Consider the following 15,255-nt stretch of genomic DNA (forward strand, 5'->3'; position numbering starts at 1 on the left):
CTTTAAATTACGAAAGTGAATGCTGATATTCACTTTAACATACAAGGAGGAACATAGATGAGATACTTAACAGCTGGTGAATCACATGGCCCGCAGCTTACAACAATACTTGAAGGTGTACCTGCTGGTTTAGAAATTACGACAGAAGATATTAATTTTGAACTTGCTAGACGCCAAAAAGGGCACGGGCGAGGCAGAAGAATGCAAATTGAAAAAGACCAAGTGCAAATTGCAAGTGGTGTACGCCATGGTAAGACTTTAGGTTCACCAATTGCATTGATTGTTGAAAACAATGACTGGAAGCACTGGACAAAAATCATGGGGATTGAACCTATTTCTGATGAAGAGGCAGAAGATATTAAACGTAAAATTACACGTCCACGTCCAGGACATGCAGACCTTAATGGAGCCATCAAATATGGCCATCGAGATATGCGAAATGTTCTCGAAAGATCTTCAGCAAGGGAAACGACTGTACGAGTTGCAGCAGGTGCAGTTGCTAAAAAATTCTTAGCAACTTTAGGGATTAATGTTGCTGGACATGTCTTAGAAATTGGTGGCGTACGTGCAAAAGATACCACATATTCTACTTTAGAAGAGTTAAAAACAAAAACAGAAGAATCTCCAGTAAGATGTCTAGACGAAGAAGCAGGTCTTCAAATGATGAACGCGATTGATGAAGCTAAGAAAAATGGTGACTCAATCGGTGGTGTTGTGGAAGTCATTGTTGAAGGTGTGCCTGCAGGTGTTGGAAGCTATGTACATTATGACAGAAAGCTAGATTCTAAAATTGCAGCTGCTGTTATGAGTATCAATGCTTTTAAAGGTGTTGAATTTGGTATCGGTTTTGACGCTGCACGAATTCCAGGAAGCCAAGTACATGATGAAATTATTTGGGATGAAGAAAATGGATATAAGAGAAGAACCAACAATTTAGGTGGCTTTGAAGGTGGAATGACGAACGGAATGCCGATTGTTGTTCGAGGCGTTATGAAACCAATTCCAACTCTTTACAAACCACTAAAGAGTGTTGATATTGAAACGAAAGAAGTATTTGAGGCAAGTATTGAAAGATCTGACAGCTGTGCAGTTCCTGCCGCATCGGTTGTTGCAGAAGCAGTAGTTGCTTGGGAAGTTGCAAATGCGATAATTGAGCAATTTGGACAAGACAGAATGGACCTAATCCAAGAAAACGTAGATAAAATGCGTGAGTATTCGAGGGATTTCTAATGGATCAATTGACCATTTCCACAAAATCGAAAACGTATCCGATGTACATTGGGACTGACATACTTGGTCAGTTGCCACAAGTGATAAAAGATACATGTCAATCAGTATCAAAGGTGCTTGTCATTAGTGATGAGGCTGTTGCCGACATTTATTTGGAGAAAGTGATCAGTATTCTTCACCAACAATATGATAAGCCTTTATCGTTTATAATCCCTGCTGGGGAGAGTGCTAAATCTTTTGACATGTATTACCAATGTCAGACCTATGCATTGGAACAAGGATTAGATCGTTCATCAGTTATCCTTGCTTTGGGCGGGGGTGTCGTAGGAGACCTTGCAGGTTTCGTTGCAGCAACATTTATGCGAGGCATTCCTTTTATTCAAATCCCAACTACATTATTAGCTCATGATAGTGCAGTAGGAGGAAAAGTTGCCATCAATCATGAACTAGGAAAAAACATGATTGGTGCTTTTCATCAACCAAATGCCGTTCTATATGATATTGATTTAATGAAGTCTTTGCCGAAGATAGAGCTCAGATCAGGCTTTGCAGAAGTCATAAAGCACGGATTAATCTGGGATCCTGATTTTTATAATTGGTTAACAGAAGAAATTACATCTTTAGACGATTTACAAGGTGAAAAACTTCAATACGCTGTATTAAAAGGGGTATCTGTAAAAGCAAAGGTAGTTTCTGAGGATGAACAGGAAAAAGGATTACGTGCGATTCTGAATTTTGGACATACACTTGGTCATGCAATAGAGGCTGAATCGGGATACGGTAAAATCACACACGGTGATGGTGTTGCGATAGGGATGATTTTTGCATTAAAGGTAAGTGAAAACATCTATAAAATTGATCTATCTTCTGAACAAATTAAGGAATGGTTTAGCTTATTCGGGTTTCCAACCAGCATTCCACAAGAATTAGACAAAACGAAATTACTAGAACGAATGAAGCATGATAAAAAGGCAACATCAGGAAAAGTAAAAATGGTCCTATTAAAGAATATTGGAGAAACTGTTATTCAAGATATAGATGACGACAAACTGCTCTTTTACTTAAATGAGTTCCGTTAAGAAGATGGTGGGAAGGAGGAACAATGATGATTAGGGGAATTCGTGGTGCTACAACAATTGAAAACAACGATAAACAAGAGATTTTAGAAGCCACAGAAAAGCTGTTACGTGAAATGATTTCAGAAAACAATCTCGAAGCAGCAGATGTTGCTCAAATCTTATTTTCAGTCACTGAGGATATTGATGCAGCTTTTCCTGCAGCTGCTGCAAGACAAATTGATGGCTGGGCATTTGTTCCGGTAATAAGTATGAGGGAAATTCCTGTTCCAGGCTCACTGCCAATGTGCATTCGTGTAATGATGACGGTAAATACGAACGCGGGACAAGAGGAAATCCACCATATTTACCAAAAAGGGGCCATCGTTTTAAGACCAGATCTTTCCACTGTTAAAGGGAAATAAATAAAACTATGCATTGACAAAGTCGTTAGGCATACGATAAGATAAGTAACAACATTTAGTAAAGTTTGAGTTTAGTAAGTTTTCGAAATTTGATTGTAGTTTAGAGCAGAGTTTAGGGTAGATGAGAATGAGAGAGTTTAGCTGAGGTTAGCTTAGGTTTATTTATGTATACTTCTACCCAAAGATACGAAAGTGTCTTTGGGTTGTTTATTTTTATCGGTTGTTTATAAAGGCTTCTTTTCTAGATTAAAGTTGTTTTTAGCTAGTAAGGTGGAAACCATGGTATTGAAGCAAAAAGGCAGTGATTCCTCGAAAATGTTTTTGCCTTTTGTTGGAGTCTTAGGCACATAGGCATTTCAAGTGTCGAGTTTGCCACAGATGTGTCGATTATAATCGGCAAATTCTCGAATTGTGTGCAAGCTTCATCCTAGCCGAGCCTGCTTAGAAATATCCAACTACGGTTTAAATCAACGATATGCAACAAAACGTGAAAAACAGCCATTAATATAAACAATCGATTCCATTCTTCAAAAACCTCCTAATTCCTCATTCTCCATAATTTATGGAGGAGTGAGCCTATTGAATACGTATAATTTTTCCTCGTTTGTGTCCGATGCAAAACAATATCGGACCATTCCGATCGTAAAACGTTTCCTAGTTGATACGTTAACACCTATTCAAATTTTTCAAAATTTAAAAAATGAAGCATCCTTTCTACTTGAGAGTAAGGATCATGAATCTGATTGGTCAAGATATTCCTTTATTGGTTTAAAACCATTTCTATTCATTGATGAAAACAACGGCCAATTTTTTGTAAAAAATGAAAACCAACAAAGTATGGTGAAAAAACAATCCATAAAGGATGCCTTTAATTGGATCAAGGATTATCTCAACTTAAAGCCACTGGAGATTGAAATTCCCTTTTATGGTGGAGCAGTTGGTTACATTAGTTATGACGCTATCTCAACCTTTGAAAAAGTGGAGGAGCACCGTAATGATGATTTAAACATGGAGCGCTATCAGTTTTTATTTTGTGAAACGATACTAGCATTAGATCATCATTCACGTGAACTAATTATTGTCCACTTTATTCGTCTTAATGGGGATGAAGACGAACGTACTCAAAAAGCTGTTTTTGAACATGCTCATTCAAAAATTAATATGTATTTATCGAGGATCACCCAAAACAAAGAGCAAAGTGAAATGCTGTTATTACCCAAAATACATGAAATACCCAATGTGTCTGATATCAAAACGAATTTTGAAAAACAAGAATTCGTAGATGCGGTTATGAAAATAAAAGACTATATTACCGCGGGTGATATTTTTCAAGCTGTGTTGTCACAAAGGTTTGAGATTCCAGTTTCAGTTAGTGGATTCCAGCTTTATCGGGTATTACGGATGGTCAATCCTTCCCCCTATTTATTTTATATTAAAGTAAATGATATCGAGATTGTCGGAAGCTCTCCTGAACGATTAATAAAAATTCATCATAAACATCTTGAGATTCATCCGATTGCTGGGACAAGGCGCAGAGGGAAGACGAAGGAGGAAGATGATGCATTAGCTACTGAATTGCTCCAGGACGAAAAAGAGAAAGCGGAGCATTATATGCTGGTGGATTTAGCAAGAAATGATATTGGCAGGGTATCTACCTTTGGTTCTGTTGAAACACCTGTCCTTATGGAAGTTGGCCGATTTTCACATGTTATGCACCTAATCTCAAAGGTAACGGGAGAATTAGACGAAAAAGTTGACCCATTAGATGCATTGCTAGCAGCTTTTCCAGCAGGAACGGTATCAGGCGCACCTAAAATCCGAGCCATGCAAATTATTTCCGAGCTAGAACCGACAGCTCGAAATTTATACGCAGGTACCATTGCATATATTGGGTTTGATGGCAACATAGACTCTTGTATTACCATTCGGACTGCCATTATTAAAGATGGTGTTGCCCATGTGCAAGCTGGAGCGGGAATTGTTGCTGATTCAGTTCCTGAACATGAATGGTTAGAAACGGTAAATAAAGCAAGTGCATTGATCCAAACAATTCAATTAGCTGAGGAAGCGTTCGATAAGGAGGATATTCATGTTTAAACAACTATTAAATAAATGTATCAATGGTGAAGTTTTAACGGAAGAAGAAAGTTATCAAGTCATGGATGTCATTATGTCTGGAAATGCAACAGCAAGCCAAATTGCAAGCTTGCTTTCGATCCTTCGTTTTCGTGGGGAATCGGTTGAAGAGATTACAGGCTTTGCCAGAGCAATGAGAGAGCATATGATGCAGTTAGATTACGAGAGTGACCAAGTAATCGATACATGTGGTACGGGTGGAGACGGAGCTTCTACCTTTAATATCTCTACTGCATCTGCAATTGTAGTCTCTTCATTAGGAATAAAGGTCGCGAAGCACGGGAATCGAGCGGTATCTTCAAAAAGTGGTAGTGCCGATGTTTTAGAGTATCTAGGTGTTGAGATTCAATCAACCCAGGAAGAAGCGAAAGAAGCATTAAACAAACGAAATATGAGTTTCTTATTTGCACCGATTTATCATGCAGCAATGAAACATGCCGTAACGCCGAGACAGGAAATCGGATTTAGAACCGTCTTTAATTTATTAGGTCCAATGGCAAATCCCGCAAGATGTAAAAAGCAAGTATTGGGTGTCTATTCAACAGATTATGCTGAAAAGATGGCTCATGCTCTCGGGAAGCTTGGTTCTGAACATGTGTTATTTGTATCAGGTCGTGATGGGCTTGATGAATGCAGTATTACAACTGAAACAGACGTTGTCGAATTGAAAAATGGTGAGATTACTAGATTTGTCCTTTCTCCTGAAGATGTCAACCTTCCACGTGGAAACATGAAGGATATTCAAGTGTCTTCAGTGGTCGAGAGTGCCAACTTGTTACGGGATGTTTTATACGGGACTGCCAATCAAAGTGCAACGAATATAGTGTTATTAAATGCTGGTGCAGCTATTTACGTCTCTGGAAAGGTCAACAGTATTGGAGAAGGTGTAGAAATGGCAAGAGAAGCACTTGTAATGGGAATTGCTCGAAGTCAATTTGAACAACTACGAAATCGTGAGGTAGAGTACTATGCTAAATAGAATTTTAGAACAAAAAAAGATAGAAATTCATAACATCACATACCCTGAGATAGATTGTGAAGTAGAACGAAAGTCTTTATATCAAGCTCTTTCTAATCCGAATCGTTCATTGGGAATTATTGCAGAAGTAAAAAAGGCATCTCCTTCAAAAGGAGTGATTAGGGAGGATTTTCATCCAGTCCAGTTTGCAATAGAATATGAAGAAGCAAAAGCAGATGCCATATCTGTATTAACGGATGAACCATTCTTTCAAGGGTCAATGGAATATTTAATGGACATTAAGAAAAAAGTGAATATCCCAGTTTTGCGAAAAGATTTTATCGTTGATGCAAAGCAAATCGTACAAAGCGAGAAAATTGGTGCGGATGCAATTTTACTAATTGGTGAGGCGCTTGAACCGAACCAATTACATGAATATTATTGTGAGGCTTATGAAAGAGGTTTAGAGTGCCTTGTTGAAATCCATTCACGTGAAGTGATGGAACAGGTTTGTAAGATTTTTACGCCCAAATTACTCGGGATTAACAATCGAAATTTAAAGATATTTGAAACAACGATTCTTCATACGGCAGAGATTGCTATAGAAGCACCACGTGAGAGTCTAGTAGTAAGTGAAAGTGGTATTCATACTCCACAGGATATCAAAGATATTATTAAATATGGTGCAAATGCTGCTCTAATTGGCGAAGCATTTATGAGAGCGAAATCTCCTGGTTTAGGGCTTAAGCAAATGTTTGAAGAGGTTCAAAATGTGTCGACCACTTATTAAATATTGTGGTAACAAATCCTTAGAGGATTTACAAGTAATTGTAAAAACAAAAGCGGATTACGTTGGTTTTATATTTGCAAATAGTAAGCGCATGGTTAAAGCAACTGATTTGAAAAAGTGGTTAGAGGAAGTCGATCTTAACGGCAAACAAACAGTAGGTGTATTCGTCAATGCTGCCCTAGAAGAAATTGAAGCAGTACTTGATTCTGTTCAATTATCCGTCATCCAATGTCATGGTACAGAATCGATTGACTTTATTAAACAGGTAAAAGAAAAGACGGGTTGTAACGTATGGAAGGTCATCCACCACGATAAACATGCATTAAAAACGATGCAGGAGTACGCAGGGGCTGCTGATGGTTATGTCGTTGATACAAAGGTAACAAATATGTGGGGGGGCACTGGCGTTTCCTTTGATTGGAAGTCAATTCCAATCTATCAACAGGAAGCGAGTCGTCAAGCTGTTCCTTGCTTTATCGCTGGGGGAATTGATTCGGAAAATATTAAAAACCTGCTTAGCTATAAGATTGATGGTTTTGATATCTCAAGTGGAATTGAACGTGACGGAAAAAAAGATCAATTTATCATACAAACAATAGAGAAATGGGTGGATAGAGTTGTTGAACGTACCAAATAAAAATGGTAGATTCGGTGAATTTGGCGGTAAGTTTGTGCCTGAAACATTGATGAAGCCCTTAGAGGAAATTGAAAAAGCTTTAGAAGAAGCTTACCAAGATCAAGAATTTCATAACGAATATATTCGTATCTTGAAAGAATATTCAGGTCGGCCAACCGCCCTTACCTATGCTGATCGCTTAACAAAAGAATTAGGTGGGGCAAAGATTTATCTAAAACGTGAGGACCTAAACCATACCGGTGCACACAAAATTAACAATGCAATCGGTCAAGCGCTCCTCGCTAAAAGAATGGGAAAGAACAAAATTATTGCTGAGACCGGAGCGGGGCAACATGGTGTTGCAGCAGCGACGGTTGCTGCAAAATTCGGTTTGGAATGTAAAGTATTTATGGGTGTTGAAGATATTGAACGACAAAAGTTGAATGTCTTTCGAATGAGGCTCTTAGGTGCGGAAGTTATTCCAGCAACTAGCGGAAACCAGACATTGAAGGATGCAACGAATGAAGCAATCCGATATTGGGTCCAAAATTGTGAAGATCATTATTATTTGATTGGCTCCGTGGTCGGGCCACATCCATATCCGAAAATGGTCCGTGATTTCCAAAGAATCATTGGTGATGAGGCTAAAAAACAGTTCCAACAAATTGAACAACAATTGCCAACAGCTGTCGTTGCGTGTGTCGGTGGGGGAAGTAATGCAATTGGAATGTTCTATCCTTTTTTAAATGAGGATGTACGTCTAATTGGCGCTGAGGCGGCAGGAAAGGGTGTTGATACTTCCTTGCACGCAGCGACGATTACAAAAGGAACAAAAGGAGTCATTCATGGTTCACTTACGTATCTTCTCCAGGACGAGCACGGGCAAATAACCGAACCGTATTCTATTTCTGCTGGGCTTGATTACCCAGGTGTTGGACCCGAACATGCTTATCTGGCTGATAGCCGAAGAGTAAAATATGAAAGCGTTACGGATAAAGAAGCACTTGAAGCATTACAAATGCTTACTCGAGTAGAAGGTATTATCCCAGCAATTGAATCTGCTCATGCAATGGCTAAGGCGATTCAGATGGCAAAAGAAATGTCACCTGACGAATCAATTTTAGTTTGTTTGTCTGGTCGTGGTGATAAAGACGTTCATTCACTAATGACTTATCTAGAAGAAGGAGGAGCTACTCATGAACACAACCTTTACGAACCGATTACCCAAGGATGAAAAATTATTTATCCCATTTATCGTTGCGGGTGATCCCCATCCAGAAGTAACAGTTGAAATCGCGCTCTCCTTACAGGAAGCAGGTGCTTCCATTCTTGAGTTAGGAATCCCATACTCTGATCCATTGGCAGATGGTCCTGTTATTCAACGGGCATCAGGACGTGCCTTGAAAAATGGAGTTACACTTAAAAGCTCGATGGAATTGGTATCGGTTATGCGAAAAAAAGGATTAAAAATTCCGGTAATTATCTTTACCTATTTCAATCCTATGCTACAATTAGGAGAAGAAAACTTTTTCGCTTTAGCGCGACAAAATGGTATAGACGGATTACTTGTTCCTGACCTACCTTTTGAAGAAAGTGAAGACCTTAGAAGGAAATGTGAAAACGAGGGATTAAAATTTATTTCCCTAGTTGCACCAACCTCGACTAACCGAATTGAAAAAATTGCTAGTCATGCTCAAGGGTTCTTATATTGTGTATCATCCCTAGGAGTGACAGGTGTTCGAAATTCACTTAATCATGAGGTATATTCATTTTTACAAGAGGTTAAACGCTATAGCCGAATACCGGTAGCAGTTGGGTTTGGTATTTCTAATTCATCTCAAGTAGAAGCACTAAAAGACCATTGTGATGGGGTTATCATGGGAAGTGCACTAGTCCTAAAGATTGAAGAGCTCCTACCAGATTTAATGAATAAGGAAACAAGAGCTACCGCCTTATACCATTTCAGAAGTTTTGTAAGTGATGTATTGCATCCAATCAATAGTTAAGAGGTGTAGCTTCAAATGAATATTAAAGAACAGTTATTAGATCTAAAACCATATCAACCAGGAAAGCCAGCAGAAGATGTTAAAAGGGAATTTGGATTAGAAAAAATTGTGAAATTAGCTTCAAATGAAAACCCATATGGAAGTTCAGAAAAAGCAAAAGAAGCAGTAAGAAACAGTTTGGATTCATTTGCGATTTACCCTGATGGTTATGCAACTGAACTAAGGGAAAAGCTTGCAAAACATCTTGGAGTAGATGGTTCTCAACTTCTTTTTGGAAATGGTTCAGATGATGTGATTCATATTCTAACGACTGCATTGCTTGCACCTGGAAAAAATACAGTTATGGCTACTCCATCATTTTCTCAGTATAAGCATAATGCCATTATCGAAGGGGCAGAGGTTCGTGAAGTGGATCTCATTGATGGACATCATGACCTTGATGGAATGCTACAGCAAATCGATGAAAATACGGAAATCGTATGGGTTTGTTCGCCAAATAACCCAACTGGCTTATATGTTAGCTCAGAGAAACTTCATACTTTCTTAAAGCAGGTTCCAAGTCATGTTCTAATTGTGATGGATGAAGCTTATTATGAGTTCGCAGCAAATGAAGAAGACTACCCGAATACCGTTTCACTACTAAGTGACTATCCGAACCTTATAATCTTACGAACATTTTCAAAAGCATACGGTTTAGGTGGGCTACGTGTGGGGTATGCGATTGGTAATAGTGATTTTATCTCTAAAATCGAACCTGTAAGACAGCCATTCAATTCAAATCGAGTCGGACAAATTGCAGCAGCCGCTGCATTGGACGATCAAGAGTTCATTGCAACTTATGTGGAAAAAAATAAACGAGGCTTACAGCAATTTTATACTTTTTGTGAGGAAAATAATTTATCTTATTATCCATCGTTTGGTAATTTCATTTTGATTAATTTTGAACAACCTGGAGATGATGTGTTCCACTATTTATTAGAGCGTGGCTTTATTGTACGCTCAGGTAATCCTCTAGGCTTTCCAACTAGCGTTCGTATTACTGTCGGTACGGAGGAACAAAATAAGGAACTTATTTCAATACTTACAGAGATGTTAACAAATCAAAAGAACTAACACTGTGGGGGTTAAACGTAACCCCCATTACGTGTTTCTATTTTCGGTGGTGATAATGAGATGACAAAAAACATATTGGTAATTGGACTTGGATTGATTGGTGGTTCGATTGCACTTGCGATAAAAAAAGAACATCCTGATGCAATCATTTTCGGTTATGACAGCAATGCGGAAACCCCGCAGCTTGCAAAGAAATTAAAAGTAATTGATGAAGTGGTATTTGATTTAGGTGAGGTTTTACATAATTGTGACTATATTTTTATATCCGTTCCTGTTAAGCAAACAGTTGATATGATTCAACAACTTAGTTCATATGAACTGAAAAAGGAAGTTATCGTAACGGATGTGGGAAGTACAAAACAGGAAATTGTACAAACTGCAGACTCGATATTTGGTAGTCTTGGTGTAACCTTTATCGGTGGTCATCCGATGGCTGGTTCCCATAAGAGCGGAGTTGTAGCAGCGAAGGAACACCTTTTTGAAAATGCCTTTTATATTTTCACACCTCATAATGAGAACCCTTCAACAAAACGAGGTGTTGAAAAGCTAAAAATACTTTTAAGAGGGACAAAAGCAAATTTTGTCATCATGACACCTGAGGAACACGACCGTGTAGCAGGTGTAATTAGTCATTTTCCACATATTGTTGCAGCAAGTCTTGTTCATCAAGCTAAGGAATATGATCAGATAAACGAACTTGTTCGTCCCTTAGCTGCAGGAGGCTTTCGAGACATAACAAGAATTGCGTCTAGTAATCCATCCATGTGGCGTGATATTTTACTACAAAATCGAAATATATTGCTAGATCTTTTTGAAAAATGGATAGGCGAAATGGAACAAATACGAAACTTGGTTGCTAATGGTAAAGGCGACGACATTTATAATTATTTCATGGATGCCAAGGATTTTCGTGATGGGCTACCAACCCGAACAAAAGGCGCAATTCCATCATTTTATGACTTGTATGTTGATATTCCTGATTATCCTGGGATTGTTTCGGAAATCACTGGACTTCTTGCGGAAGAAAGAATTAGTATTACAAATATCCGTATTATTGAGACAAGAGAAGAAATTTATGGAGTCCTACGGATTAGTTTCCAAAGTGACGAAGATCGTCAAAAAGCTAAGAGGTGTATTGAAAGCAGAACAACCTATGAAACTTTTTATGGATAAAGTAGTATTTGAATAATTGAAAAGGGTCATTATTTAAGGAGTGATAATATTGAGTACTCATCAACTGCGCACAAACATATCAGGTCTCAATGGTTTAATTGATATTCCTGGAGATAAATCTGTTTCCCATCGCTCCATCATGCTTGGAGCAATTGCTGAGGGGAAAACAGTTGTCGATAATTTTTTAACTGGGGACGACTGTATAAGTACCATCAGCTGTTTTGAAAAATTAGGTGTCAACATTAAACAGGATAACAATCATGTAGAAATTGAGGGTGTCGGTTTTTCAGGGTTACGAGAACCAGTTGAGGTATTAGATGTAGGTAACTCTGGGACAACTATTCGATTAATGGTTGGGCTATTATCAGGTCTTGAACTTCATACATGTATGATTGGTGATGAATCAATTGCAAAAAGACCAATGAAACGTGTAACAGCACCATTACGTCTAATGGGGGCTAAAATTGATGGTAGAGAAGACGGTAATTTTACACCATTAGCGATTCGTGGAGGCTCACTAGAGGGAATTGACTATGTTTCACCTGTAGCAAGTGCACAAGTCAAATCCTCGATCCTTTTAGCGGGTCTAAATGCAAAAGGAACTACCTCTGTTACAGAACCGCATAAATCAAGAGATCATACGGAACGTATGCTACGTGCGTTTGGTTGTGAAATAGAAGAAGATGGCCTTACTGTTAAGATTAAGGGTGGTCAGCATCTAAAAGGAACACATATCCAAGTTCCAGGGGATATCTCTTCAGCAGCATTTTTCCTTGTTGCAGGCGCTATTGTGCCGAATAGCCGTATAACCTTGAAAAATGTCGGCATGAATCCTACTAGAACAGGAATTATTGATGTTTTAGTTAAAATGGGAGCACGTTTAGAAATCGAGAATGAAAGAATAGCAAACAATGAGCCGATTGCTGACCTTACGATACAAACATCTAATCTAAAAGGTATTGAAATCGGTGGTGATATCATACCGCGTCTTATTGATGAAATTCCTGTAATAGCCTTATTAGCAACCCAAGCAGAAGGAAAAACTGTCATCAAAGACGCAAGTGAGCTAAAAGTAAAGGAAACGAACCGAATTGATACTGTGGTTGGGGAGCTTTCGCAACTTGGCGCAGTGATCGAGCCAACAGAAGATGGTATGATCATTACAGGTAATAAGAAACAGTTGACTGAAGGCCATGTATCTAGTCACGGAGACCATAGAATTGGTATGATGCTGGCTATCGCTGCATGTATAGCAAGTGGTGAAGTTACACTTTCAGATGCTGAATGTATCTCAATCTCTTACCCAAGCTTTTTCGAACACCTCGATTCATTAATCGAAGGAAAATAAGATAAAACCCCATGGAAAATTAGATTTCCATGGGGTTTTTGGGGTTTGGGATAAAAACTAACATACATTCACCACTTGTTGCATAGCTTGTCTTAAAGAGATTTGTATTCAGTATAGGTTATGAAAGGGGAGGTTCAGTGCCTTATATTTTGGAAAAAGCAAATGTTCTAAAGAATAGTAAGGTTGTCACATGCTCTCTTCTTATAAAAAATCAACGTGTAGATTATATGAAGGATAACTTCAAAAAACTTTCTTATATGAAAACCAACTTATCACAATATTTACTAACACCTGGCCATGTGATGCTTCATTACTCCTTTTCCAAACAGCATTCTTTTCAAACTTTTAAAAAAGAAATAACAGAAAAATATTTACAAAAAGGCTGTACGACCTTACTTGCAATTTGTGATGTAAAGAACGAACGTGAATTGTCCCAATCTCTCAAAAACACAAGAAATTATCTATTAAATAGCCCAGTTGATTATTATATAGGCATTCGTATTCGTCTTGAAAGTTTGACACCCTCTTTTCTTGTTGCCTGTAGGCGTAAAAAAATTCCAGTCATAATCGTTAGCATAGAAAAAGTGGACGATTTATACAAAATACCATGGGGATGGATTAGAGAGTCCTATCATTCCTATCAAATCCCGATTATTCCAGATTGGAAAATTGAGGAGAAAGGCTTCTTTAATAGAAAGCGAAAGGAAGAGGTTTGGAAGACGATTATGGAAGAGAATCGAATTCCAACAATTCCAGATTGTCCAAATGAGGATGAGCCACTAACAATGGATATGTTAAAAAAGATTGGAATATACCCCGATAAGGGCGATATTCGAGTTGGGGGAGAGCTGGATTACAATCTATATGAACACGATTCTATAGTCTATTCAGTTGATGAAAAGCCGACTCTCGATTATCATAATCTTATACCGACAATTACCATGCACAAGGGGAATTTTACAAAAGTAGGGTCCAAGGTATACTTTCGTTCAGGCTTTGGTAATGAATGTATAGTAAAAAAACCTGGCTTTTTTGTATCTTCCTATGATGAAGATGCATTGGTAAAAGAGAGATAGGTAAGAGGAGTTTTAATTTTATGAATAGATTAGAAAGTGCGCTTCAACTCGTAGAGGATGGAAAAATTGAAGAAGGGCTTAAAGTTTTAAAAAAGCTAAGAGAACACTCGACTGATGATGATAAATACACAATTGCCCAAAACTATTATAGATGGGGTTTTGTAGAAGAAGCTAAGGAAATCGTCGAAGAATTAATATTACGATATCCTGATGAAGGAGAACTTTTCGTTTTATTAGCGGAAATCATGATTGACCTTGATATGGAAGAACAAGCAATTGACATATTGGAACAGATTGACGAGGATGACCCAGTCTACTTAGAATCTCTTGTCCTACAAGCAGATTTATTTCAAATGCAGGGTTTACATGAAGTCAGCGAACAAAAGCTATTGTTGGCAAAAGAAAAAACAGACCAAGAAACTATTATTGATTTTGCTTTAGCAGAGCTTTATTCAAGTCATGGGGAATACAACAAGAGTATCCCGTATTACGAAAAGGTGTTACAGGAAAACGATGATATTGCAGGTGTAAATGTTAACGCTCGAATAGCAGAAAGTTATAGTGCAACCGGTAAATTCGAGGAAGCCCTGCCGTATTATGAAAAAGCCATTAAGAAACATGAGGATAGCAATACATTGTTTGGTTTTGGCGTTACTGCTTTTCAAGCAAAATTTTATAAGAAAGCAATTGAGATCCTTACAAGGCTAAAGGAGCTTGACCCAGATTATGGTTCGCTATACTTCTACCTTGCAAAAGCATATGAAGAAGAAGGAAGCTTAGCAGAGTGCTTTAAGATCTTATTGGAAGGGCTCGAAGTGGAATCGTTAAATAAAGAACTTGCTTTTTATGCTGGAAAAGTGTCATTGATGCTTGGAAATAAAGAAAATGCGGAAAAATATTTACGGGCAGCTGTAGGAATTGACCCTGGTTATATAGAAGCAACATTACAGCTATCGAAATTTTTACTTCGTGAGGAAAGATTTGAGGATGTAGTGGAATGTCTTGAATCAGTTATGAGCTATGGTGAATATGATGAACAATTTGAATGGGATTTAGCATATGCAAAAAATAAATTAGAACAATTTTCGGATGCATTAAACCATTACCGTCATGCATATACTTCTTTTAAAGAAACTCCAGAGTTTTTAGAAGAGTTTGGATACTTTTTGTTGGAGGACGGGAAACGACAAGAGGCAATCAATGTATTTAAGGAACTGTTAAGGCTTGACCCAATGAAGTATGAAGTGGAAGAATTACTTGCAGAACTGGAATAAGCTCAATGTTTTTGGCTTCACTCACCTTTTTTAACACCCTTTTGAAGGATATTTT

The 15,255-nt window shown here is 38.0% G+C and carries 14 protein-coding genes; all 14 read left to right on the forward strand.

Annotated elements, in window-relative coordinates; translation table 11 throughout:
* The first annotated feature begins 57 nt into the window (after window positions 1-57).
* A complete protein-coding gene (gene aroC, locus ACWPVE_RS17075; protein ID WP_453995418.1) occupies window positions 58-1,230 on the forward strand; it encodes a chorismate synthase in 1,173 nt (390 codons plus the stop codon).
* Window positions 1,230-2,309: a 3-dehydroquinate synthase gene (gene aroB / locus ACWPVE_RS17080; protein ID WP_453995420.1), complete on the forward strand. Its 1,080-nt coding sequence runs from the start codon at window positions 1,230-1,232 to the stop codon at window positions 2,307-2,309. Before aroC ends, aroB begins: the two co-directional genes overlap by 1 nt.
* A gap of 26 nt (window positions 2,310-2,335) precedes the next feature.
* On the forward strand, window positions 2,336-2,710 hold the full coding sequence (gene aroH, locus ACWPVE_RS17085; protein WP_453995422.1) for a chorismate mutase: 375 nt from the start codon (window positions 2,336-2,338) through the stop codon (window positions 2,708-2,710).
* A gap of 579 nt (window positions 2,711-3,289) precedes the next feature.
* Window positions 3,290-4,807: an anthranilate synthase component I gene (gene trpE, locus ACWPVE_RS17090; RefSeq protein ID WP_453995424.1), complete on the forward strand. Its 1,518-nt coding sequence runs from the start codon at window positions 3,290-3,292 to the stop codon at window positions 4,805-4,807.
* On the forward strand, window positions 4,800-5,825 hold the full coding sequence (gene trpD, locus ACWPVE_RS17095; protein ID WP_453995426.1) for an anthranilate phosphoribosyltransferase: 1,026 nt from the start codon (window positions 4,800-4,802) through the stop codon (window positions 5,823-5,825). The genes trpE and trpD overlap by 8 nt, the downstream gene beginning before the upstream one ends.
* Window positions 5,815-6,594, forward strand: a complete 780-nt coding sequence (gene trpC, locus ACWPVE_RS17100) for an indole-3-glycerol phosphate synthase TrpC (protein ID WP_453995428.1) — start codon at window positions 5,815-5,817, stop codon at window positions 6,592-6,594. Before trpD ends, trpC begins: the two co-directional genes overlap by 11 nt.
* Window positions 6,575-7,231 (forward strand): phosphoribosylanthranilate isomerase, encoded by a 657-nt coding sequence (locus ACWPVE_RS17105; protein WP_453995431.1) that lies wholly within the window; start codon window positions 6,575-6,577, stop codon window positions 7,229-7,231. Before trpC ends, ACWPVE_RS17105 begins: the two co-directional genes overlap by 20 nt.
* On the forward strand, window positions 7,212-8,444 hold the full coding sequence (trpB, locus tag ACWPVE_RS17110; RefSeq protein ID WP_453995433.1) for a tryptophan synthase subunit beta: 1,233 nt from the start codon (window positions 7,212-7,214) through the stop codon (window positions 8,442-8,444). The genes ACWPVE_RS17105 and trpB overlap by 20 nt, the downstream gene beginning before the upstream one ends.
* Window positions 8,407-9,216, forward strand: a complete 810-nt coding sequence (trpA, locus tag ACWPVE_RS17115; protein WP_453995435.1) for a tryptophan synthase subunit alpha — start codon at window positions 8,407-8,409, stop codon at window positions 9,214-9,216. Before trpB ends, trpA begins: the two co-directional genes overlap by 38 nt.
* Window positions 9,217-9,231: 15 nt before the next feature.
* A complete protein-coding gene (hisC, locus tag ACWPVE_RS17120) occupies window positions 9,232-10,329 on the forward strand; it encodes a histidinol-phosphate transaminase (RefSeq protein ID WP_453995437.1) in 1,098 nt (365 codons plus the stop codon).
* A 60-nt stretch (window positions 10,330-10,389) separates the two neighbouring features.
* Entirely contained in the window at window positions 10,390-11,502 is a 1,113-nt protein-coding gene (locus tag ACWPVE_RS17125; protein WP_453995439.1) for a prephenate dehydrogenase, read from the forward strand.
* Between the two features lie 49 nt (window positions 11,503-11,551).
* Window positions 11,552-12,850, forward strand: a complete 1,299-nt coding sequence (gene aroA, locus ACWPVE_RS17130; RefSeq protein ID WP_453995441.1) for a 3-phosphoshikimate 1-carboxyvinyltransferase — start codon at window positions 11,552-11,554, stop codon at window positions 12,848-12,850.
* Between the two features lie 137 nt (window positions 12,851-12,987).
* Window positions 12,988-13,926, forward strand: a complete 939-nt coding sequence (locus ACWPVE_RS17135; protein ID WP_453995443.1) for a hypothetical protein — start codon at window positions 12,988-12,990, stop codon at window positions 13,924-13,926.
* A gap of 20 nt (window positions 13,927-13,946) precedes the next feature.
* Window positions 13,947-15,200 (forward strand): tetratricopeptide repeat protein, encoded by a 1,254-nt coding sequence (locus ACWPVE_RS17140; protein WP_453995445.1) that lies wholly within the window; start codon window positions 13,947-13,949, stop codon window positions 15,198-15,200.
* Window positions 15,201-15,255: the final 55 nt, after the last annotated feature.

Source organism: Bacillus nitroreducens (assembly GCF_964021195.1).